The organism is Ichthyenterobacterium magnum, from assembly GCF_003610635.1.
GTDB lineage: Bacteria > Bacteroidota > Bacteroidia > Flavobacteriales > Flavobacteriaceae > Ichthyenterobacterium > Ichthyenterobacterium magnum.
This window is the reverse complement of record NZ_RAQJ01000002.1, coordinates 294,981-316,771: the sequence shown is the minus strand read 5'-3', so window position 1 is coordinate 316,771 and position 21,791 is coordinate 294,981. Positions and strand designations below refer to the sequence as shown.

General features: G+C 30.6%; 19 protein-coding genes. 10 read left to right on the top strand and 9 right to left on the bottom strand.

Features of this window, described 5'->3' with window-relative positions; genetic code table 11:
* Positions 1-75 precede the first annotated feature (75 nt).
* From sucD to BXY80_RS07445, 8 genes are all read right to left on the bottom strand, one after another.
* Entirely contained in the window at positions 76-948 is an 873-nt protein-coding gene (sucD, locus tag BXY80_RS07480; protein WP_120200642.1) for a succinate--CoA ligase subunit alpha, read from the bottom strand.
* A 69-nt stretch (positions 949-1,017) separates the two neighbouring features.
* Positions 1,018-1,422, bottom strand: coding sequence for a nuclear transport factor 2 family protein (locus BXY80_RS07475; protein WP_120200641.1), 405 nt, complete (start codon positions 1,420-1,422; stop codon positions 1,018-1,020).
* On the bottom strand, positions 1,423-2,358 hold the full coding sequence (locus BXY80_RS07470; protein WP_120200640.1) for a UDP-3-O-(3-hydroxymyristoyl)glucosamine N-acyltransferase: 936 nt from the start codon (positions 2,356-2,358) through the stop codon (positions 1,423-1,425).
* A gap of 6 nt (positions 2,359-2,364) precedes the next feature.
* Positions 2,365-2,931: an elongation factor P gene (efp, locus tag BXY80_RS07465; protein WP_120200639.1), complete on the bottom strand. Its 567-nt coding sequence runs from the start codon at positions 2,929-2,931 to the stop codon at positions 2,365-2,367.
* A gap of 47 nt (positions 2,932-2,978) precedes the next feature.
* Complete coding sequence (gene lpxA, locus BXY80_RS07460; protein WP_120200638.1) at positions 2,979-3,764, bottom strand: acyl-ACP--UDP-N-acetylglucosamine O-acyltransferase; 786 nt, start codon at positions 3,762-3,764, stop codon at positions 2,979-2,981.
* 10 nt (positions 3,765-3,774) lie between these two features.
* Positions 3,775-5,181, bottom strand: coding sequence for a bifunctional UDP-3-O-[3-hydroxymyristoyl] N-acetylglucosamine deacetylase/3-hydroxyacyl-ACP dehydratase (locus tag BXY80_RS07455; protein ID WP_120200637.1), 1,407 nt, complete (start codon positions 5,179-5,181; stop codon positions 3,775-3,777).
* A complete protein-coding gene (gene lpxD, locus BXY80_RS07450; protein WP_120200636.1) occupies positions 5,168-6,196 on the bottom strand; it encodes a UDP-3-O-(3-hydroxymyristoyl)glucosamine N-acyltransferase in 1,029 nt (342 codons plus the stop codon). Before lpxD ends, BXY80_RS07455 begins: the two co-directional genes overlap by 14 nt.
* A 24-nt stretch (positions 6,197-6,220) precedes the next feature.
* A complete protein-coding gene (locus BXY80_RS07445; protein ID WP_120200635.1) occupies positions 6,221-7,450 on the bottom strand; it encodes an HD domain-containing protein in 1,230 nt (409 codons plus the stop codon).
* A 37-nt stretch (positions 7,451-7,487) separates the two neighbouring features.
* Between BXY80_RS07445 and porX the strand changes: the two genes are divergently transcribed.
* The 5 genes from porX to BXY80_RS07420 all read left to right on the top strand — a co-directional run bounded on the left by porX (position 7,488) and on the right by BXY80_RS07420 (position 12,057).
* Positions 7,488-9,041: a T9SS response regulator signal transducer PorX gene (gene porX / locus BXY80_RS07440; protein ID WP_120200634.1), complete on the top strand. Its 1,554-nt coding sequence runs from the start codon at positions 7,488-7,490 to the stop codon at positions 9,039-9,041.
* Positions 9,042-9,145: 104 nt separating this feature from the next.
* A complete protein-coding gene (gene tsaE, locus BXY80_RS07435) occupies positions 9,146-9,571 on the top strand; it encodes a tRNA (adenosine(37)-N6)-threonylcarbamoyltransferase complex ATPase subunit type 1 TsaE (RefSeq protein WP_120200845.1) in 426 nt (141 codons plus the stop codon).
* Between the two features lie 269 nt (positions 9,572-9,840).
* Positions 9,841-10,398, top strand: coding sequence for a hypothetical protein (locus BXY80_RS07430; RefSeq protein WP_245977205.1), 558 nt, complete (start codon positions 9,841-9,843; stop codon positions 10,396-10,398).
* A 68-nt stretch (positions 10,399-10,466) separates the two neighbouring features.
* On the top strand, positions 10,467-11,666 hold the full coding sequence (locus tag BXY80_RS07425) for an alanine dehydrogenase (protein WP_120200633.1): 1,200 nt from the start codon (positions 10,467-10,469) through the stop codon (positions 11,664-11,666).
* A gap of 19 nt (positions 11,667-11,685) precedes the next feature.
* Positions 11,686-12,057 (top strand): hypothetical protein, encoded by a 372-nt coding sequence (locus tag BXY80_RS07420; protein ID WP_120200632.1) that lies wholly within the window; start codon positions 11,686-11,688, stop codon positions 12,055-12,057.
* Positions 12,058-12,102: 45 nt separating this feature from the next.
* Here BXY80_RS07420 and BXY80_RS07415 read toward each other — a convergent pair whose 3' ends face one another.
* Positions 12,103-15,555 (bottom strand): T9SS type A sorting domain-containing protein, encoded by a 3,453-nt coding sequence (locus tag BXY80_RS07415; protein ID WP_162843284.1) that lies wholly within the window; start codon positions 15,553-15,555, stop codon positions 12,103-12,105.
* A 453-nt stretch (positions 15,556-16,008) separates the two neighbouring features.
* Here BXY80_RS07415 and BXY80_RS07410 point away from each other — a divergent pair, with 453 nt between their 5' ends.
* The 5 genes from BXY80_RS07410 (at position 16,009) to BXY80_RS07390 (ending at position 21,775) form a co-directional block, all read left to right on the top strand.
* Complete coding sequence (locus tag BXY80_RS07410; RefSeq protein ID WP_120200630.1) at positions 16,009-17,097, top strand: glycosyltransferase family 4 protein; 1,089 nt, start codon at positions 16,009-16,011, stop codon at positions 17,095-17,097.
* A gap of 7 nt (positions 17,098-17,104) precedes the next feature.
* Positions 17,105-18,055, top strand: a complete 951-nt coding sequence (locus tag BXY80_RS07405) for a glycosyltransferase family 2 protein (protein ID WP_120200629.1) — start codon at positions 17,105-17,107, stop codon at positions 18,053-18,055.
* A gap of 141 nt (positions 18,056-18,196) precedes the next feature.
* Positions 18,197-19,207: a glycosyltransferase family 2 protein gene (locus BXY80_RS07400; RefSeq protein ID WP_120200628.1), complete on the top strand. Its 1,011-nt coding sequence runs from the start codon at positions 18,197-18,199 to the stop codon at positions 19,205-19,207.
* Between the two features lie 42 nt (positions 19,208-19,249).
* The gene (locus BXY80_RS07395) at positions 19,250-20,776 is read left to right on the top strand and encodes a lipopolysaccharide biosynthesis protein (protein WP_120200627.1); all 1,527 of its coding nucleotides are present in this window, start codon (positions 19,250-19,252) and stop codon (positions 20,774-20,776) included.
* Between the two features lie 6 nt (positions 20,777-20,782).
* Positions 20,783-21,775, top strand: coding sequence for a glycosyltransferase family 2 protein (locus tag BXY80_RS07390; protein ID WP_120200626.1), 993 nt, complete (start codon positions 20,783-20,785; stop codon positions 21,773-21,775).
* Positions 21,776-21,791: the final 16 nt, after the last annotated feature.

Below are 21,791 nucleotides of genomic sequence, written 5' to 3'. Positions count from 1 at the left end.
AAAAAAAATTCCGTTGACTAAAATACAGCCAACGGAATGATAACGTGATAGTTTTGTATATACTTTAACAAAATTTTAGCCTAAAACTTCAGCTATTTTTTTACCAATTTCTGCTGGTGAATCTACAACATGAATTCCGCAGCTTCTCATTATTTTCTTTTTTGCTTGTGCAGTATCATCACTACCTCCTACAATTGCGCCAGCATGTCCCATTGTACGTCCAGCAGGCGCTGTTTCGCCAGCAATAAAACCAACAACTGGTTTTTTGCTTCCGCTAGCTTTATACCAATTAGCTGCATCTGCTTCTAACTGACCTCCAATCTCACCTATCATAACAACTGCTTCTGTTTCTGGGTCATTGATTAACAATTCTACTGCTTCTTTAGTTGTCGTCCCAATAATTGGATCTCCACCAATACCAATTGCTGTAGTTATACCTAAACCTTGTTTTACAACTTGATCGGCAGCTTCATAAGTTAATGTTCCTGATTTTGAAACAATACCTACTTTTCCTTTTTTAAATACAAAGCCTGGCATGATACCAACTTTTGCTTCATCTGGAGTGATAACACCTGGGCAATTTGGCCCAATTAAGCGACATTCTTTTCCTTTTATATAGTCTGAAGCTTTAATCATATCTGCAACTGGAATCCCTTCAGTAATTGTGATAATCACTTTAATCCCTGCATCTGCAGCTTCCATTATTGCATCAGCAGCAAAAGCAGGTGGTACAAAAATGATTGTAGTATCTGCTCCTACTTGTTTTACAGCATCTTCAACAGTATTAAATACAGGTTTGTCTAAGTGTGTTTGACCTCCTTTACCTGGAGTTACACCTCCAACAACATTTGTTCCGTATTCAATCATTTGCCCAGCATGAAATGTCCCTTCGCTACCTGTAAAACCTTGAACTATAATTTTTGAATCTTTATTTACTAAAACGCTCATTTGTGTTTGTTTTTTTATGTTTTTAAAACGTGACAAAAATAGTTTTTTGCCATCTATTTTTAAAGTCTTTTATACTTTTATTTCTGAATAAGAATTTATACTAGAGACACTTTCGTCTACTTGCTGACTAATCTCGAAACCTTTAAATAATTTACCTTCTTTTACATGCCAAATAGAAATAAAATGTGCCAAAGGTTGTTCCATATCTGGTGTTTCAATAGCTGTTACATAAATAGTATATCTAGCAGTAATTATATTGTCATCTTCTAATAGGTGACTTAGCCTGTATTTAAAAGATAAAAAAGAGTTTTGAACACCTTCTAACATATTTTTTATGCCTTTATAATTAAAAGTAGTAAACCCTTTAGTGCTATTCCATTGTAATTCACATTCAGGATGAAAATGAGAAATAGCGTTAGTATCTTTTACTAAATCTAAATCATAAAATGCTCTGGCAACTTCTTTTGCAGTCATTTATAAATTTTTAAGTTTTTCAAGAATTTCAGGAATCTTTTTGATTGCAGCTATTTCTTTGTACTTACTTCGAAAATCATCAGCCGGTACTCCAAAATAACTTTTATTTCCTTCAAGTGATTTACTAACACCTGCTTTTGCAGAAATTACAGCTTTTTTTCCAATTGTAATTCCGCTAGTAATACCAACTTGCCCCCAAATTATAACTTCATCTTCAACAATAACACAACCAGCTATACCTACTTGAGATGCAATTAAGCATTTTTTTCCTATTACAGTGTCATGCCCAATTTGTATTTGATTATCTAATTTAGAACCTTCTCCAATAATAGTATCTGCTGTGACACCTTTATCAATGGTACACAAAGCTCCTATATCTACATTATCTTCAATTACAACTCTACCTCCTGATAGCAGTTGGTCGTAGCTTTCAGGTCTGTTTTTATAGTAAAATGCACTTGCTCCTAAAACGGCTCCTGCATGAATAGTTACATTATCTCCAATAACTGTATTGTCATATATATTTACATTAGAATGAATAGTACAATTATTACCAATAACAACATTATTGCCAATGAAGCAATTTGGCTGAATTGTAGTATTATCTCCAATCTTAGCTGAGCTTGAGATTGCTGAACTTGAGGGTTGAAATGGTTTAAAATGAAGTGTTAATTTATTAAAATCTCTAAAAGGGTCATCGCTTATTAGTAGTGCCTTTCCTTCTGGACAATCAACTTTTTTGTTTATAAGCACTATTGTTGCAGCAGAATCTAGCGCTTTGTCATAATATTTTGGGTGATCCACAAAGACAATATCCCCAGGTTCTACAACATGAATTTCATTCATACCAAGCACAGGAAAATTGTCATCACCAACGTAATTTACGTTGATTATTTTTGCTATCTCTTTTAATGTATGTGTTTTAGGGAACTTCAATTTAATTTATTCTTTAATACGTTCTTTATAAGTTCCTTTTTCAGTTTCAACTTTAATTTTATCACCTTCGTTAATAAATAAAGGCACATTTACAGTTGCTCCAGTTTCTACAGTTGCTGGTTTTGTTGCGTTTGTAGCAGTATTCCCTTTTACTCCTGGCTCTGTTGCCGTAACTTCTAAAATAACACTTGCTGGCATCTCAACAGAAAGCGGTGCATTATCTTCTGTATTTATAATTACAGTTACAACTTCGCCTTCTTTCATTAATTCTGGTCTATCTAATGCTGTTTCTAATAATTGTATTTGACTATAGTCTTCTGTATTCATAAAATGGAAAAACTCTCCATCATGATATAAGAATTGAAATTTATGTGTTTCTACACGTACATCTTCAATTTTATGTCCAGCAGAAAATGTGTTATCAATAACTTTTCCTGTAGTAACACTTTTGAGTTTTGTTCTTACAAAAGCTGGTCCTTTACCAGGTTTTACGTGTAAAAATTCAATTATTTTAAAAATATCATGATTATATCTAATGCATAATCCGTTTCTAATATCTGATGTGCTTGCCATTTTTTAATTATTAAGTTGTTATTCGTTAAGACGTTAGTTGTCTAAATTTAATTTGATTTAAAATATCCTTTCATTATTCCGCGATGCGAATTTTTGATAAACTGTAGGATTTCATCACGCTCTGGAGTTGCTTCCATTTCTGCTTCAATTAAATCTGATGCTTGGGTGTTATTATAATTTTTTTGATAAAGAATTCTATAAATATCTTGAACTTCTCTAATTTTTTCTGTACTAAAACCTCTTCGTCTTAATCCAACAGAGTTAATCCCTACATACGACAATGGTTCTCTTGCTGCTTTCACAAACGGAGGAACATCTTTACGAACTAAAGAACCTCCAGTAACAAAGGCATGATTGCCTATAGAACAAAACTGATGTACTGCAGTCATGCCTGCTAAAACCACATAATCACCAACTGTTATGTGTCCTGCTAACGTGCTATTATTAGAAAAAATACAATTGTTACCAACAATACAATCGTGAGCTACATGGCAATATGCCATAATAAGACAATTGTTACCAATAACTGTTTTCATCCTGTCTGTTGTACCTCTGTTTATAGTAACACATTCACGTATAGTAACATTGTTGCCAATTACAGTAAGTGTATCTTCATCTCTATATTTTAAATCTTGCGGTACAGCAGAAATCACTGAACCGGGAAAAATATTACAATTTTCTCCTATTCGAGCACCTTCCATAATAGTAACATTACTTCCTATCCAAGTGCCTTGGCCAATAGTTACATTATTATATATGGTTGTAAAAGGTTCTATTACTACATTCTTAGCAATTTTTGCGCCAGGATGTACATAAGCTAAAGGTTGATTCATTTCTTAGTATTTATTTTACTTTTGATATTTGCGCCATTAATTCTGCTTCGGCACAAAGCTTACCATTTGCATACGCATAACCTTGCATATGGCAAATCCCTCTACGTATTGGTGTTATTAGGTCACATTTAAAAATTAAAGTATCTCCAGGTACAACTTTTTTCTTAAACTTTACTTTATCAATCTTCATAAAAAATGTTAGATAGTTTTCTGGGTCTGGTACAGTGCTTAACACAAGAATTCCTCCTGTTTGCGCCATTGCTTCAACAATTAAAACACCTGGCATTACAGGAGCACCAGGAAAATGACCTGCAAAAAATGGCTCATTCATGGTCACGTTTTTCATACCAATCACACCTGAGTCTGTAATTTCAAAAACCTTATCTAACAATAAAAAAGGTTGTCTATGAGGTAACATATCCATGATTTGATTCACATCCATTAATGGTTCTTGATTCAAATCTACATTAGGGACATTGTTTCTTCTTTCGTTTTTAATAATTTTAGACATTTTTTTTGCAAACTGTGTATTTACAAAATGACCAGGTTTATTGGCAATAATTTTACCTCTTATTCTTGTTCTAATTAAAGCTAAATCACCTATAACATCTAGTAGTTTGTGTCTTGCAGCTTCGTTTGGGTGATGCAATGTAAGGTTGTCTAAAATACCATTTGGTTTAATGGCAATAGTATCTTTTTTAAATGCTACTTTAAGTTTTTCCATCGTTTCTGGTGATAATTCTTTATCAACATAAACGATGGCATTATTAAGGTCTCCTCCTTTTATTAAACCATGTTCTAAAAGCATTTCTATTTCATGTAAAAAACTAAAAGTTCTAGAGTCTGCTATACTATTTTTAAAATCACTAATGTGATTTAAGTTTGCATTTTGAGTTCCTAATACTTTAGTACCAAAATCTACCATAGTCGTTACTTGGTATTCTTTAGCAGGCATGACTAATATTTCGCTACCAGATTCTTCATCTATATATGAAATAACATCTGAAACAACATATTCTTCCCTAAAATCATCTAACTCAATAATTGTTGCTTCTTCTAAAGCTTCAACAAAGAATTTTGAAGAACCATCCATTATTGGTGGTTCTGATGCATTAAGTTCTATTATAGCATTATCTATATCTAAACCTACTAAAGCTGCAAGCACATGCTCTGAAGTTTGAATTGTAACGCCATTTTTTTCAAGACAAGTTCCTCGTTGTGTATTAGTTACATAATTTGCATCAGCCTCAATAACAGGAGAGCCTTCTAAATCTATTCTTTTAAAAGCAAATCCAGAATTAGCTGGAGCAGGACAAAACGTGAGTGTAACATTTTTTCCTGTATGTAAACCAACACCAGTTAACGAAACCTCCTTTTTAATGGTTTTTTGCTTAACGTCTGTTTTAATTATTGCCATTTACTTTTTTTTCTAAATCATTTATAGTTTTTGCAATCTTTGGTAGGTTTTTAAAGTATACATAAGACTTATTATAATCTCCATAAGATAAAGCTGGAGAGCCTTGTAAAACTTCATTATCCTTTACATTTCTACCAATGCCAGATTGCGCTTGAATTTTTACATTATCACCTATAGTTATGTGCCCAACAATACCTACTTGACCTCCTATTTGACAATTCTTACCAATTTTGGTAGATCCTGCTATACCAGTTTGAGCTGCAATTACAGTATTCTTTCCTATTTCTACATTATGTGCAATCTGTATTTGGTTATCTAACTTTACACCTTTTCTAATTACTGTAGACCCAAGTGTTGCTCTGTCTATTGTAGTAGCAGCACCAATATCTACAAAGTCTTCTATAATTACATTACCTATTTGTGGTACTTTACTATACTCACCTTTTTCGTTTGGTGTAAAACCAAAACCATCAGCTCCTATAATTGCTCCTGAGTTAATAACACATTGATTTCCAATAACACATTCTGAATAAATTTTTGCTCCAGAAAATACAATGGTATTATTGCCAATAGTAACATTATCTCCAATATAAGTATTTGGAAAAATTTTTACATTATCTCCAATTGTAACATTATTACCAATATATGTAAATGCTCCTACGTAGATATTTTCTCCAAGTTTTGAAGATTTAGAAATAAACGATGGGTCTTCAATACCAGATTTGTTAAGCTTAACTTGATTATAATATTCTAAAAGTTTTGAAAATGACTTATAGGCATCTTCTACTTTTATAAGTGTAGTCTCGATTCTATCTTCTGGCTCGAAACTCTTATTTACAATAGTTATCGATGCTTTAGTAGAATATATAAAAGACGTGTATTTTGGGTTAGCTAAAAATGTTAGTGAGCCTTGAGTACCTTCTTCAATTTTTGAAAGCTTAGAAACTTCAACGTTTGGGTTACCAACAATATCACCTTCTAAAATTCCTGCTATTTGTTCTGCTGTAAAATTCATCCTCGCAAAAGTATGAAAAATGTGTTAAAGTTTTTCTTTAGGATAACAGATATAATATTTAGTTACTGGTTTTGAAAGTGCTTTAATATTAAATTGCCCTGAAGCCTTAGTGATATCGACAACCTTTCCTGTTTTCTGAAGAATGTTTATGTGCTGTGTTTTTGCTTGATAGGCTTGATTAGAAATTTTATCGTTAAACACAAAATATGCAGCCTCTTTTTTTGTAATATTATAGGTATCTACTAATCTTTTAATATGCTTATTTAATAGCTCTTTTTTAATAGGTTTGTTTTTAACTTTAATTTTTAGTAAATCTCTATTAATAATCATACTGCAGAGGTTACTGATTACAAAATCGTCTTGATATTGCCATTCTTTCATGGCTGCAACAATATCTGTATCATCAAGTCTTGAAAAAATATCTAATGTGCTTTTATCAAAATTACTTACAGAAATTTCATTGTCTAAAAAATAACTCAACGCTGGACTACAGCATAATTTTACTCCAGAATTTGTTAACTCTTTAGCTCTTTGCAAAACACGAACTAACAATTGCTCTGCTACTAAACCTGTTTTATGCAAATATACTTGCCAATACATAAATCGTCGTGCGACTAAAAATTTTTCTACACTGTAAATTCCTTTTTCTTCTACCACCAACTCATCATCTACAACATTAATCATTGTAATTAAACGTTCACTATTTACATTTCCTTCGGCTACACCAGTATAAAAACTATCACGCTTTAAATAGTCTGCCCGATCCATATCAAATTGACTAGAAATAAGCTGACATAAAAATGGTCTTTTATAATCTCCATTAAAAATTTTAATGGCAAGCGTTAAACTTCCGTTAAATTCTTCATTCAACTCTTTCATGAATAATAGTGATATTTCCTCATGGGAAATACCGTTTACAATGCTATGCTCCATGGCGTGAGAGAAAGGTCCATGACCAATATCATGTAGTAAAATTGCTATATATAAAGCTTGTTCTTCATCTTTAGATATTGCTACATCCTTAAAACGAAGCACATTAACAGCTTTTTGCATTAAATGCATACAACCCATTGCATGATGAAAACGTGTGTGATGAGCTCCTGGATAAACGAGATACGATAAACCCATTTGAGATATTCTTCTCAAACGTTGAAAATATTTATGTTCTATTAAATCAAAAATTAACGAATTTGGAATAGTAATAAATCCGTAAATTGGGTCGTTAAAGATTTTAAGTTTGTTACTTGCTTTCAAACTTTAGAGTTTTCAATATAAATTTAAACAAATATACATGAACAATATAAATATTCTTTGGGTTGATGATGAAATTGATTTATTAAAACCACACATCATTTTTTTAGAGCAAAAACAATACAAAGTAACTACTTGCCAAAGTGGCACTGAAGCTATTGAAATTATAGATGATGTGAATTTTGATATTGTTTTTTTAGACGAAAACATGCCAGGGCTTACGGGTTTAGAAACGCTAAACGAAATTAAGGAAAAGCGTGCCAACCTTCCTGTGGTTATGATTACAAAGAGTGAAGAAGAGTATATTATGGAAGAAGCTATTGGTAACAAAATAGCGGATTACCTGATTAAACCAGTAAATCCAAATCAAATTTTATTAAGCTTAAAAAAGAATTTAGACCATTCTAGACTCGTATCTGAAAAAACTACATCTAACTACCAGCAAGAGTTTAGAAAAATAGCAATGGATCTGTCTATGATAAATAGCTATGAAGAATGGGCAGATTTATATCAAAAATTAATCTATTGGGAATTACAACTTGAAGACATTGAAGATGTTGGAATGACAGAGATATTAGAGTCCCAAAAAAACGAAGCCAACTTACAATTTGGAAAATTTATTGACAAAGAATATGCGTCTTGGTTTAATCACAAAAATGATGCCCCAACCTTATCACATAATTTATTTAAAGACAGAGTAGTTCCTGAACTGAGTGATAAACAACCTACTCTATTTATAGTCATAGATAATTTAAGATATGACCAATGGAAAGCATTTGAGCCAATAGTAAACAATTACTATAAAAAAGCATCAGAAGAACCTTTCTATAGCATTTTACCAACAGCTACACAATATGCTAGAAATGCTATTTTTTCTGGTTTAACTCCTTTAGACATGGAAAAACTGCATCCAAAACTATGGAAAAATGACATAGATGAAGGCGGAAAAAACATGTTTGAAGCAGAATTTTTAGAAGCACAGCTTAAACGTCTCGGTTTACAGCACTTAAAATATGAGTATCATAAAATCACCAATCTTAAAGCCGGGAAAAAACTTGTAGAAAACTTTAAAACACTTAAAAATAACGACTTAAATGTTATTGTCTATAATTTTGTTGATATGCTTTCGCATTCAAAAACCGAAATGGATGTTGTTAAAGAATTGGCTTCTAACGATAAAGCGTATCGTTCATTAACTGTAAGTTGGTTTAAAAACTCACCATTACTAGAAATGATACAACAGGCTCAACATTTAGGTTTTAAATTAATATTGACTACAGATCATGGTACTATTAATGTTAAAAACCCATCTCGTGTTATAGGTGATCGTGATACTAGTTTAAACTTGCGTTATAAAACTGGGCGTAGTTTAACTTACGAAGACAGAGATGTTTTAGCAGCAAAAGATCCTAAATCTATTCAGCTACCAGCTATTACTATGAGTAGCTCATTTATTTTTGCAAAAGGTGATTCGTTTTTAGCATATCCAAACAACTATAATCATTATGTAAGTTACTACAGAAACACATATCAGCATGGAGGTGTTTCACTTGAAGAAATGATTATTCCGTTTGTAGTTATGAATCCTAAATAAATCCATGTAACGCAAAAAAATCCGATGAAATACATTTTTTTCTAGTTTTTCTCATATTTTATTACTATAATTGTGCTGAGTTAAGCTAATTATTGAATAAAGTTTTGGAAATAAACTATAATATTAAAGATATAGATGCAGTAGCAAGTAGGATTTTAGAGACGTTAACCTCAAAAATCATTTTACTTGATGGTGATATGGGAGCTGGCAAAACAACACTCATAAAAGCTTTAGTAGTTGCATTAGGTAGTAATGATATTGTAAGCAGTCCTACGTTTTCAATAGTTAATGAGTATAAACTTGAGAATGATAGCATTTATCATTTTGATTTATACAGAATAGAAGATGAAACTGAAGCCTTAAATTTTGGATTTGAAGATTACTTATATTCTAACAATTGGTTACTCATCGAGTGGCCAGAAAAAATACAGAATCTTTTAGATGATAATGTAAATGTTATTACAATTACAGCAAATAAAGATACCTCAAGATCCCTCAAATTGAGCCAGAAATTAGTATTAACCCAGTAAAACCTATGAAGCTATAGTAAATTTGTAAAAAAAATTAGCAACGTCACGCCACGTTATTTCTAAAGAGTACGGAAAAACCGTAACAAAAAGGTGATTTAAGCACGTGTTTTTAACACTCAATTAACTACTTGCATAATATTGTCCATATATATTTGTAGTATTAATTAATTAAATCCCTTGAATTATGAAATCAAAAAAACTAGTATTAGCAATTGCTTTGTTTGGCGGAATGTTGTTTACAGCTCAGGCAACTGACTTAATCAATTTAAATGATCAAACAAAAACAGAAATCCACAAATCGAGAATCAAAGTTCCTGGAGGATGTCAAAATTGAGTACAAAAATAAAAATATAATTTTTGGTACTTTAATAGGGATAGTTATAGCTACTACTCCCTATTTATTTACATTTTATGAAAGTGTTCCAGATGAACAGGTTTGGAACACTTTTTTGTTCACATACAATAGTTTATATTATGAAAGTGTTTATGTGTTAGCTTGGACACTTAGCAATAAATTGATTCCTTTATTTTTAATCTTTATTTGGTTTTTCACAAATAGACACTGGTGGTATCATACTTTATTGGTACCTATTGCAATGTATATTTATCAAATTATAGTTATACTAAATGATGATATGCAATTTGCCGATACAAATCAACTTTTTTATTTGTTACCAGTAATGGCTATTGTTATCCCTTCAATTTATTTAATTAGAGCAAAAATGTTTAATAAGCTAAATGATGCAGATAAAACCATGCAAGAACTCGAAGAAGAGTTTATGATTAAACCTAAAGGTGTTTGGGGTACAATTAAACAATATTTTTAATTTGTTGCCATTGATATTTTAATTAATCAATTTTTTATTTGTAATTTGAGTTTTCAATTTAAACTTGAATGAGCAAATCATTATCCCCTTTTACAAAAGCACAATTACTTCCGCAAGAAGAAACATTAGAAGTATTAAAGCAAAAAGGCAACCTTTTTATTGGCATACCTAAAGAAACACATTTTCAAGAAAAACGTGTTTGTTTAACTCCAGATGCAGTATCAGCATTAGTTACAAACGGTCATCGTGTTATGATTGAATCTGGAGCTGGTGAAGGCGCAAATTTTAAAGACAAAAATTATAGCGAGGCTGGAGCTGAAGTTACAAAAGACACTGCAAAAGTATTCTCCTGCCCTATTTTATTAAAAGTTGAGCCACCATCATTAGATGAAATTAAACTCATCAACCCTCAAACCTTATTAATTTCTGCGTTACAATTAAAAACGCAACACAAAAAATATTTTGAAGCATTAGCATCTAAACGTATCACAGCTTTAGCTTTTGAGTTTATAAAAGATGATGATGGTGCCTATCCTGCAGTGCGTTCGTTAAGTGAAATAGCAGGTACAGCATCCATTTTAATAGCTTCTGAATTACTATCTAATATCAATGGCGGAAATGGGCTTATGTTTGGAAACATAAGTGGTGTTCCTCCTGTTGAGGTTGTAATTATTGGTGCAGGTACTGTTGGTGAGTTTGCAGCTAGATCTGCCATTGGCCTTGGAGCTAATGTAAAAATATTTGATAATTCAATTACAAAACTTCGCTGTGTACAATCAAATCTTGGGCGAACCATATATACATCTACTATCCAACCTAAAAACTTAATAAAAGCGCTAAAACGTTGCGATGTTGCCATTGGTGCAGTTAGAGGAAAAAACAGGTCTCCAATTATAGTTACAGAAGCAATGGTAGATCAAATGAAAAATGGATCGGTTGTTATTGATGTAAGTATAGATATGGGAGGTTGTTTTGAAACTAGTGAAGTTACAAATCATGACAAACCAACTTTTGAGGTTAACGGTGTTACTCATTATTGTGTGCCAAATATCCCAGCAAGGTACTCACGTTCTGCCTCAGTATCTATTAGCAATATTTTTACACCTTACCTTTTAAAAATTGCTGAAGATGGTGGTATAGAAAATGCTATACGATTTGATCGTGGTTTAAAAAATGGTTTGTATTTTTACCACGGAATTTTAACTAATAAATCTGTAGCCAATTGGTTTGATTTAGATTGCAGTGATCTTAATTTGTTAATTTTCTAGCAAACGAAAAACAAAACTTGTGAAATTTATACATCGTGTAGGTTACTATTTGGGTGGATTCTCAATAGGATTAGTATTATTAGCTTTTTTTTTAAGTGGAAAAAAAACATCTTGTGATTATAGTCCAAATGCTAGAACAGTCAAAAATATTTCAATTAAAAAGCGTTTCTATTCTGAAGCAGCTACTAAAACTATGAAAACATTTAATTTGGATACACTTGCTATTTCTAAGTTGATAAAAACTGGAAATGTGAATTTTTCTGAAAGTGATACAAAATCTGAAGGCTGTAAAACATACCTAATTGAAAATAAAATTGACAACAAAGACATTAAATTACTTATAAAAAATTGTGATTCTATTGCAACTATAAATAGTATTATAATAAAATAAAACCTAGGCTTATCCTAGGTTTTATTTATCGTTCTTTTTTGCAAATTATCTTATTGGTACTTTTTTAACAATAGATTTATTATCATATTGTAGTTGTATTATGTATATTCCTCTAGAGAAGCTTGACGTATTAATCTCTCTAACTACAGTTGATTCTTGTACATTATTAAATGTTTCTCTTAATAAAAACTTTCCAGATATATCATAAATGGATACTCCATTAACATTAGCATTTTGAAATCCTGATATTTTAACTTTTAAGACATCTGCAATAGCATCTTGATATACTAAAAACCCAAACTCATCAGCTTCTTCAGGTAAATCAACACTACAGTCTGTAACATAAACCATAACGTCATCTTCATCTGCATCTAATTCATTATAAACTAATACCGAGTATTCAGTATCTTCATCTGGGGCAACTTCTATACTCTGAGTTGTCTCTCCTGTACTCCACAAATAACTTTCGCCTCCTGATGCTGTAAGAACAGTTGTTTCTGTATTACAAATTGTAATATCACTACCTGCATTAGCTTCTACTGTTTCTAAAACATTTACGGTAACTGTTTTTTCATCAAAGCAATTATTTATATAGCCAGTAACAGAGTACGATGTAGTTGCTCCAGGGCTAACAGCTATATTTGGTTGTGTTGCGCCATTACTCCATTGATATGAATTTGCTCCTGTTGCTGAAAGTGTTATAAATTCACCCTCCAAAATGGTTACATTGTCTCCATTAACTATAGCCACATTTGGATTTGGATTGACATACACTGTAACGTCATCTGTATCTTGATTATTACCTTCAAAAACTGTAACGGTATAATTTGTAGTAATAGTAGGATTTACTGTTATGCTTTGAGTTGTAGCTCCTGTACTCCATAAATAGCTATCACCACCTGTTGCAGTTAAAATCACTTCATAACCATGGCATATGGTTTCGTCATCTCCTGCATTGGCTATAACCGTATCTGTTTCTACTGTTACAACTACTGTATCTGTTGATGAACAATTATTTGTTGTTCCTGTTACCGAATACGTTGTTGTTGTATTTGGCGTTACCTCTATACTTTGGGTTGTGGCTCCTGTATTCCATAAATAACTATCTGCTCCGCTTGCTGTAAGTTGTGTACTCTCGCCTTCAAAAATGGTTACATCTAATCCTGCATTTACATTTGGTAATGCATTGACTACAACTTCTACTGTATCTGTTGATGAACAATTATTTTCTGTTACTTCTACTGAATATGTTGTTGTTGTATTTGGTGTTACTTCTATACTTTGAGTTGTTGCGCCTGTATTCCATAAATAACTTGTTCCGCCGCTTGCTGTTAAGGTTACTGATGTACCTTCACAAGTTTCTACATCTTGACCTGCATTAGCTGTTGGAATTGAGTTTACTGTTACTTCTACAGCATCTGTATCTGAATCTGTTCCTGATGAGTTATAAGCTGTAACTGTATAGGTTGTTGTTGTATTTGGGCTTACATTTATACTTTGGGTTGTGGCTCCTGTATTCCACAAATAACTTGTTCCACCACTTGCTGTTAAGGTTACTGATTCGCCTTCGCAAGTTTCTACATCAGCTCCTGCATTGGCTATAACCGTATCTGTTTCTACTGTTACAACTACTGTATCTGTTGATGAACAATTATTTGTTGTTCCTGTTACCGAATACGTTGTTGTTGTATTTGGCGTTACCTCTATACTTTGGGTTATTTCTCCTGTATTCCATAAATAACTATCTGCTCCGCTTGCTGTTAACTGTGTGCTCTCGCCTTCAAAAATAATTACATCTAATCCTGCATTTACATTTGGTAATGCATTGACTACAACTTCTACTGTATCTGTTGATGAACAATTATTTTCTGTTACTTCTACTGAATATGTTGTTGTTGTATTTGGTGTTACTTCTATACTTTGAGTTGTTGCGCCTGTATTCCATAAATAACTTGTTCCGCCGCTTGCTGTTAAGGTTACTGATGTACCTTCACAAGTTTCTACATCTTGACCTGCATTAGCTGTTGGAATTGAGTTTACTGTTACTTCTACAGCATCTGTATCTGAATCTGTTCCTGATGAGTTATAAGCTGTAACTGTATAGGTTGTTGTTGTATTTGGGCTTACATTTATACTTTGGGTTGTGGCTCCTGTATTCCACAAATAACTTGTTCCACCACTTGCTGTTAAGGTTACTGATTCGCCTTCGCAAGTTTCTACATCAGCTCCTGCATTGGCAGTTACGCCTGACGTCTGCAAGGAAATTCCGTTTAAATAATATTCAAGATTGGTATATCCATCTGCTTGAACAATATTTCTATCTGAGGCATTAGTTATGTTTAAACCATTTTCTATTTCCCAACTATCTGGCATCCCATCATCATCAGTATCAACTGGAGCCGTACCATTTGCTATTTGCGGATAAACTCCAGATCTAGCCAATGCACCATTACCATTATTATATTGATTAATAAGTCTAATATCTACAGCATCTCTATTAGGTAAACTAGCTCCTACATGAGATAAGATATCACCCGCAACTAGGTTGGCTTCCATTGGTACAATTCCTGAGCTAGCATAAGGTGTGCTTTGAAGATATGGAGCTATGACTGAAGCTGATTCAGTTTTTCCTGCTGGAATTATATTTCCAGATATATATGCATAAGTTTCTGAAAGCGTTCCTGCACCACCACTACCATAATCACATATAATATTATATATAGATTCTTGACTAGATTCTCTAAAATGATTATTTAATATTGTGTGTTTAGAGCCCCATGCTAATCCTGGACCAGAACCACAACCGTATACTAAATTATTAATCATTTCAAAATCAAAAAAATCTCCATCAGTAGGATAATTAGTTGTAATGTTTCTATCTTGATTATGCGCAAAAAGGTTTTTATAATAGGTTTTGTTATATGTATTATGACCTGCTAATGACCCATAACCGCTTTCAGAAATAATAGAGTTTTGTATCGTTACATTTTGAACTTTCCCTGAGCTTACAGCTCTAATATCAAAGTTTTCATCCCGAGCCCAACTAATTGAGCAATGATCAATTATTATATTTTCTACTATATCACTACCCCAAGCTGTAATACTTAAACCATCAGGTTCATTTGCTGGAGCTGAAGGTCCTGGTCTAAATTTTATGTATCGCATAATTACATTAGAATCTTCAATTATTACCATTGAACCTTTAATTAATATACCACCGCCTGGTGCGGTTTGTCCAGCAACAGTTACATTACCATTTGTAACACTTAATGCACTAGTTAGTGTAATTGTTCCTCCTACTTCAAAAACTATTGTTCTTGCACCAGATGTGTATTGTAATGCTTGCCTTAAACTACCAGCACCACTGTTATTTAAATTTGTAACTTTAATAACTGCACCACCTCTTCCGCCAGTTGCATGTTTTCCAAATCCTTCTGCTTCTGGAAATGCTAATTGAGAAAAAGAATAACTACTAATACTAAATATAAATAGATACAATAAAGTTTTTATGCAATATCTATTTTTGCCAATAATTTGGCATAGGGGATTTGGGGTTTTCATTTGCTATTAATATTTGGGGCACTATAATATTGGGCAATCTATATAAAAAATGTTTGTTTTAACGTTTAAAGTATCAATTATTCGATGTAATGAATTAATAAGAAATCTTTTTCTTACAAATATTAAATACCAATAACAAATTATGGTAGAAATAAAACAAAAACATCGCTTAACATTAACATAACTACGACCAAATGCATTAAAAAGATGTTTTAAACAAAACTTTAACATTTATAGAAAACAGATTGAAGAATGATTATAATCGTTAAGAATTCTATATTAGCCATATTACAAACAATAAAATGACTAAAAAAGGTTGTTTTTATATATATTTGAAACTATTAACCAGCTTAGGTTCTTTTAATTTACCTTATATATTATTATCTCATATTGAAAAAAAAAATTGCATTCGTAATTCCTGGTCTTGAATCTGGTGGAGCAGAACGCGTTGTTTCGACACTAGCTAATGAGCTTTGTAATAAATATGAAATAATTATTATCACACTTTGGGATGTAGAACCATTTTATCATCTCAATAATGCTATCAAACACATTAAATGTGCTGAAAAACCTTTAATTAGTGTAAACATTTTTCAAGCTCTTTGGAATAATTTCCTTCTTTTAAAAAAAATTAAAAAAATTATTAGCAATTATGAAATTGAGCTCACTATTGGTTTTACCACAACAGCTAACATATTAGCTACTCTGGCCTCTAAGTCTAAAAAAATCCCTTGTATAATTAGTGAACGCTCAAACCCAAACATTTATACTCTCAATAAACTATGGAATTATCTAAGAAAAAAAACATATAAAAGAGCTGATTTTTTAGTAGTACAGACTAAGCAAAATCAATCATATTTTAACAAATTTACTACTAATAAAAAATTAATAGTGCTTCCAAATCCGTTATCCAAAGAATTAACTCGCAACAAAAAAAGAAACCCTAATAAGGATAATATTATTTTAAATGTTGGTAGATTAGATAAGAATAAATCTCAAGATTTACTAATAAGAGCTTTTAGTAACATTAAAACTGATGGATGGCGTCTTATATTTGTTGGTGATGGTGAAGAAAAAAGCAACTATATTAATTTAACAAAAAGTCTTGGTATAGAATCTATGGTATCTTTTGTTGGTAATGACACAAAAGTATATAACTACTATAACTCATCAAAAATATTTGCATTTACATCTCAATCTGAAGGCTTCCCAAATGTTTTAACCGAAGCAATGTATTTTCAGTTACCTTGTATTTCAACAAACTGCCCTAATGGTCCATCTGAAATCATCAATGATGGTATCAATGGTTATTTAATACCCATTAATGATCAATTTTTATTAGAACAAAAGTTAACAGATTTAATGCATTCAGAAAATCTTTGTAAAAAATTTGGAGAGAATGCATTTCTTAGTGTCAAGAAATATCAAACTGAAAATGTAGTTAGAAAATGGGATGAGTTAATTCTAAAATTAATATAATAGAATTATGGATTTAAAAGAATTAATACCTACTTATAATAAAGTAAAAGAAGAAAGCTACCAATATAGATTCACAATATTTACACCTGTTTTTAATTGTGAAAAATCAATTGAAAAAGTACATCAATCATTGATTAATCAAACATATAAAAACTTTGAGTGGCTTATAATAAATGATGGATCTACTGATAACTCTCATGAAATAATCGAGCGGTTGACTAACACTTCTTCTCTTTCTATTAATTATATAAATAATCCAGAAAATCAACATAAAATGGGGTGCTTTATACAAGCTATTTCTTTGGCAAAAGGTGAGTTTTTATTGACTTTTGATGGGGATGATGAGTGCCACCCAAATGCACTGAAAATTTTTAATGAAGAATATTTAAACATTCCAACTAATTTAAAAAATAAAGTTTGTGCAGTTACTGGTTTATGTGAAGACCAATTTGGAAATAGAGTTGGCGATACATATCCCGAAACACCATACTTTAGTAATACTTTTAAGTCTACCACTTTAAACAACATTAAAGGGGAAAAATGGGGGTTTACTAAAACAGACATTTTAAAAGGAATAAATGTAAATAGTCAGATATTTTCAAAAGGCTTAATTCCTGAGAGCATTATTTGGAATTTAATTGCAAAAGAAGGGTATATTACAAAGTATATTAATAAACACCTGCGTATTTATCATGTTGATATTGAAAATTCACTAAGTTCAACTAGCGTTGACAAGAGATCTTATGGTTCTGCTCTTGATAGTATTGCGGGATTTAATTGGTTTTTTAATGCGTATCATTTTAAAACCCCTAAGTATTTTTTAAAAAAACTTTACGTTTTGCTACGTGCATCAAAATATCTACCCTACAACTTAGGAGACTATTTAAGAGCTATAGATTCAAAAGTTATAAAATTTTTATTTATATCCTTGTGGCCATTTAGAAAATTAACAATATAGTATACTATTAAAAATTAACATAATTATTTCAATTTAAAATAAATAAAGCCAAATATTCTAGCATAAAAATTAAAACAAATGAGGTATAATCAATTTTTTTCAATTTTAATTAGAGCTACTAATTAAGTTAACCAATTTTTAATGGAACCGAAAATAAGTATTATAGTACCAATATATAATGTAGAGAACTATTTAGTCAAGTGTATAGATAGCATAATTAATCAGTCATACAAGAATCTTGAAATCATTCTTGTTGATGATGAATCTCCTGATAATTGCGGAAAAATTTGTGATGACTATAAATTAAAAGATGACAGAATAGTTGTTATACATCAAAAAAACAAAGGTTTAAGTGGTGCAAGAAACTCAGGTTTAAACATTGCTACTGGAGACTATATTGCATTTGTTGATAGTGATGATTGGGTAGATTTAAATATGTACGACACCATGATTAAAATTGCTAAAAAATATCAATTAGATATGATAGAATGTGGTATCACTGAGTCTGATATTGAAAAAAATAATACTGTAGAGCATGCTAAAATAAAAATAGAAAATACTTGGCAAACTCTAAAACGAGTTTTAAAAACTTCACAGTTCTCTGCCTGTACAAAATTATTTAAAAAATCAATAATTGATGATTCTAGATTTTTACTAAATAAAACTTCAGAAGATATTTACTTTTTATTTGAAAACATTTCAAAGATGAATAAACTTGGATATTTTGATTATCCATTTTATTATTATAGACCAAATCCAGAAGGTATTACAAAAAGCCCCTATAATTTAAAGCGTTTTAATGATTCTATAACAGCATGCTTATTTGTAAAAGAAAAAGTAATGTCACTTATCTCTTATGAAAAAGACTTAAGCCAAGTTGAAAAAAATAGAGAATTAACAACTATTCTGTCATCTTTTGTTTTAAAGGAATTAATGTATCATTATAAAATGCTAAACTATTACCCAAAATTAGATCAAAACTATATTCATCGTAAAAGATTAAAAAAACTAATTAACGAGAATTACTTTAAGAGCAAAACGCATAGCTCTAACTTAAAACTTGCCAAATCATTACCCATTGTCTCATTTGAAATTATTATAAAACTAAATAAATTAAAACATAGAATTTTTAGAACTAAACATTTTTCATAGTTTTAAATTTAAGTTTAGTACCTAAAAAATATTTCATAAAAAATGTCTAGAGTTTCTAAGTCTATAAAAAATGCAAAGGTTGGCTTATTTTTCTATGCCATTACAATTTTTGTTGCGTTTTTCTCACGCAAAATATTTTTAGACTATTTAGGAGCAGATTTTGTTGGTCTTATTTCTGTTTTACAAAGTATTTTAGGATTTCTAAACTTAGTAGAATTGGGTATTGGTACTGCAATTGGTTATGCCTTGTACAAACCTATTTTTGATGGAAATCAAAAAGAAATAAATCAACTCATTCAATATTTTGGGAACTTGTATAGAAAGATAGGTTTAATAATACTCTTACTTAGCTTATTAGTATCATTCTTTTTTCCAATCTTCTTCTCAGATGTTCCGTTTTCTCTTACTCTCATTTATTTTGCTTTTTTCACATTTGTTACATCAACTCTTCTTGGGTATTTTCTAAACTACCACTTAACTTTATTTCAAGCCGATCAAAAAGAGTATTTAATATCACAATATTTTCAGACCGCAGGAATTTTCAAATCTTTACTACAGATCATTCTCATTTATTTTTATTCTAATTATTACTTATGGATTACAATTGAACTTGTTTTTGCTTTTGTTACGGCAATCATCATTAGATGGCGCGTAAAAAAAATCTATCCATGGCTAAAAGTAAATTTGAGTTCTGAAGCTAAACATATAAAATATCCAAAAATACTAGTTAAGATTAAACAAATTATTGTTCACAAAATTAGCTTTTTTGTACTAACAGGAACAGATCAAATATTAATTTACATATTTGTAAACTTAGAAAGTGTAGCTTTTTTTAGTAATTATCAACTAATCTTTAATTACCTAATAGCATTTGTGCATAAAGGATTTGGAGGAACCCAAGCAAGTATCGGTAATTTACTTGCCGAAAATAACTTTAAAAACACAAAAAAAGTATTTTGGGAAATGATGGCTATTAGGCATTTTTTTGGAGGTTTTCTTTTTATGACTATTTATTTATTAATTGGTTTTTTTATTAATATTTGGATTGGAGAGCAATTTATTTTGAGCGAAGATATATTACTACTCATGTGTGCTAATGCTTATATATCACAAAGCAGAAAACCAGTAGACGATTTTATTAATGGCTATGGTCTTTTTGCAGATACTTGGGCTCCTATAACAGAAATGCTATTAAACCTTGCTGTATCAATTATTTTAGGAATGTATTTAGGGATTACAGGTATTCTTTTAGGAACCTTTATTAGTACATTTTTTATTGTTGTTTTATGGAAACCTTATTACTTGTACAGCCAAGGCTTTAAGAAAGCGGTTTGGGAATATTGGAAAGGCTTTATTAAATTAATTATTTCATTCGTATTTACTTTTCTATTAATACAATATTTAACACAAAATATTATCAATTCTGAACCAACAAATTACTTTGATTGGACTTTATATGCTATTAAAATATCAATAAGTGTACTCGCAATATATGTTTCAATATTATATTTACTTAATCAAGGTTTTAGAAATTTCGTAAAGAGAATTATAGCTATGATACTAAAATAGAAAGAAATGAACCCAACTATAAGCATAATTGTCCCTATTTACAATGTAGAGAAGTATATACACAAATGTATTGATAGTATAATTAATCAAACTTATACGCAACTAGAAATTATTTTAGTTGATGATGAATCACCAGATAATTGTGGTTTAATCTGTGATCAATATTCAAAAAAAGATAATAGAATAAAGGTTATTCATCAAAAAAACAAAGGGCTTAGTGGCGCTAGAAATTCAGGTATAAAAATAGCTACTGGTAGTTATATTGGATTTGTTGATAGTGATGACTATATTCATAAAAAAATGTATGAGACCTTAATTACTCAAACTCTATTACATAAAAGTGATTTAACAAGTTGTACAATTATAGAATCTAGTAAAAATAACAATGAAGTACAACTAGAAAATATGCAACCAATAGCGCTTGGTAAAAAAGAAATTTTATATAACTATTTTAACTACGGTTTTTATGTTATGCGAAATTTATATTCTAAAAAACTAATAACATCTTGTAAGTTTGATGAAAACATTCCATTTGTAGAAGATATATTTTTTGGCACCGATATCATTACTAAAGCCAATAAAGGTGTATTTATAAACGCTCCCTTATATTTTTATAATGTTGATAATACTACTTCATTAACAAAAGTGAACTATAATAAAAACACATTTTTGTCATTAAAAGCAAATACTTATATGCAAACAAAGATGAAAGATATATTTCCAAATGATATAGATTTACATGATTTTATTAAAAATAGAATTATTGGTAACTGCCTTTATCACTTTCAAAACCTATACCTTAAAATAAACACACATTTAGATAAAGATGGCGTATTGAAAACTAAAGCAAAACAAGTTTATAATGATAATTTTAGCTTTTTTAAAAAACCTTCAACATTTAAAACAATAGTTAGGTTATTAAATACAAAACAACTAAAATATTTCTACCGTTTTTATTTCTTCCTAGTAAACAAGACTTATAAAACAGATACACAATAGTATAGTTATGAATAAA

Coding starts and splice junctions, on each gene's coding strand:
- sucD (WP_120200642.1), bottom strand. CDS start 948: ATGAGCGTTTTAGTAAATAAAGATTCAAAAATTATAGTTCAAGGTTTT.
- BXY80_RS07475 (WP_120200641.1), bottom strand. CDS start 1,422: ATGACTGCAAAAGAAGTTGCCAGAGCATTTTATGATTTAGATTTAGTA.
- efp (WP_120200639.1), bottom strand. CDS start 2,931: ATGGCAAGCACATCAGATATTAGAAACGGATTATGCATTAGATATAAT.
- lpxA (WP_120200638.1), bottom strand. CDS start 3,764: ATGAATCAACCTTTAGCTTATGTACATCCTGGCGCAAAAATTGCTAAG.
- BXY80_RS07455 (WP_120200637.1), bottom strand. CDS start 5,181: ATGGCAATAATTAAAACAGACGTTAAGCAAAAAACCATTAAAAAGGAG.
- lpxD (WP_120200636.1), bottom strand. CDS start 6,196: ATGAATTTTACAGCAGAACAAATAGCAGGAATTTTAGAAGGTGATATT.
- porX (WP_120200634.1), top strand. CDS start 7,488: ATGAACAATATAAATATTCTTTGGGTTGATGATGAAATTGATTTATTA.
- BXY80_RS07430 (WP_245977205.1), top strand. CDS start 9,841: ATGATCAAACAAAAACAGAAATCCACAAATCGAGAATCAAAGTTCCTG.
- BXY80_RS07425 (WP_120200633.1), top strand. CDS start 10,467: ATGAGCAAATCATTATCCCCTTTTACAAAAGCACAATTACTTCCGCAA.
- BXY80_RS07405 (WP_120200629.1), top strand. CDS start 17,105: ATGGATTTAAAAGAATTAATACCTACTTATAATAAAGTAAAAGAAGAA.
- BXY80_RS07400 (WP_120200628.1), top strand. CDS start 18,197: ATGGAACCGAAAATAAGTATTATAGTACCAATATATAATGTAGAGAAC.
- BXY80_RS07395 (WP_120200627.1), top strand. CDS start 19,250: ATGTCTAGAGTTTCTAAGTCTATAAAAAATGCAAAGGTTGGCTTATTT.
- BXY80_RS07390 (WP_120200626.1), top strand. CDS start 20,783: ATGAACCCAACTATAAGCATAATTGTCCCTATTTACAATGTAGAGAAG.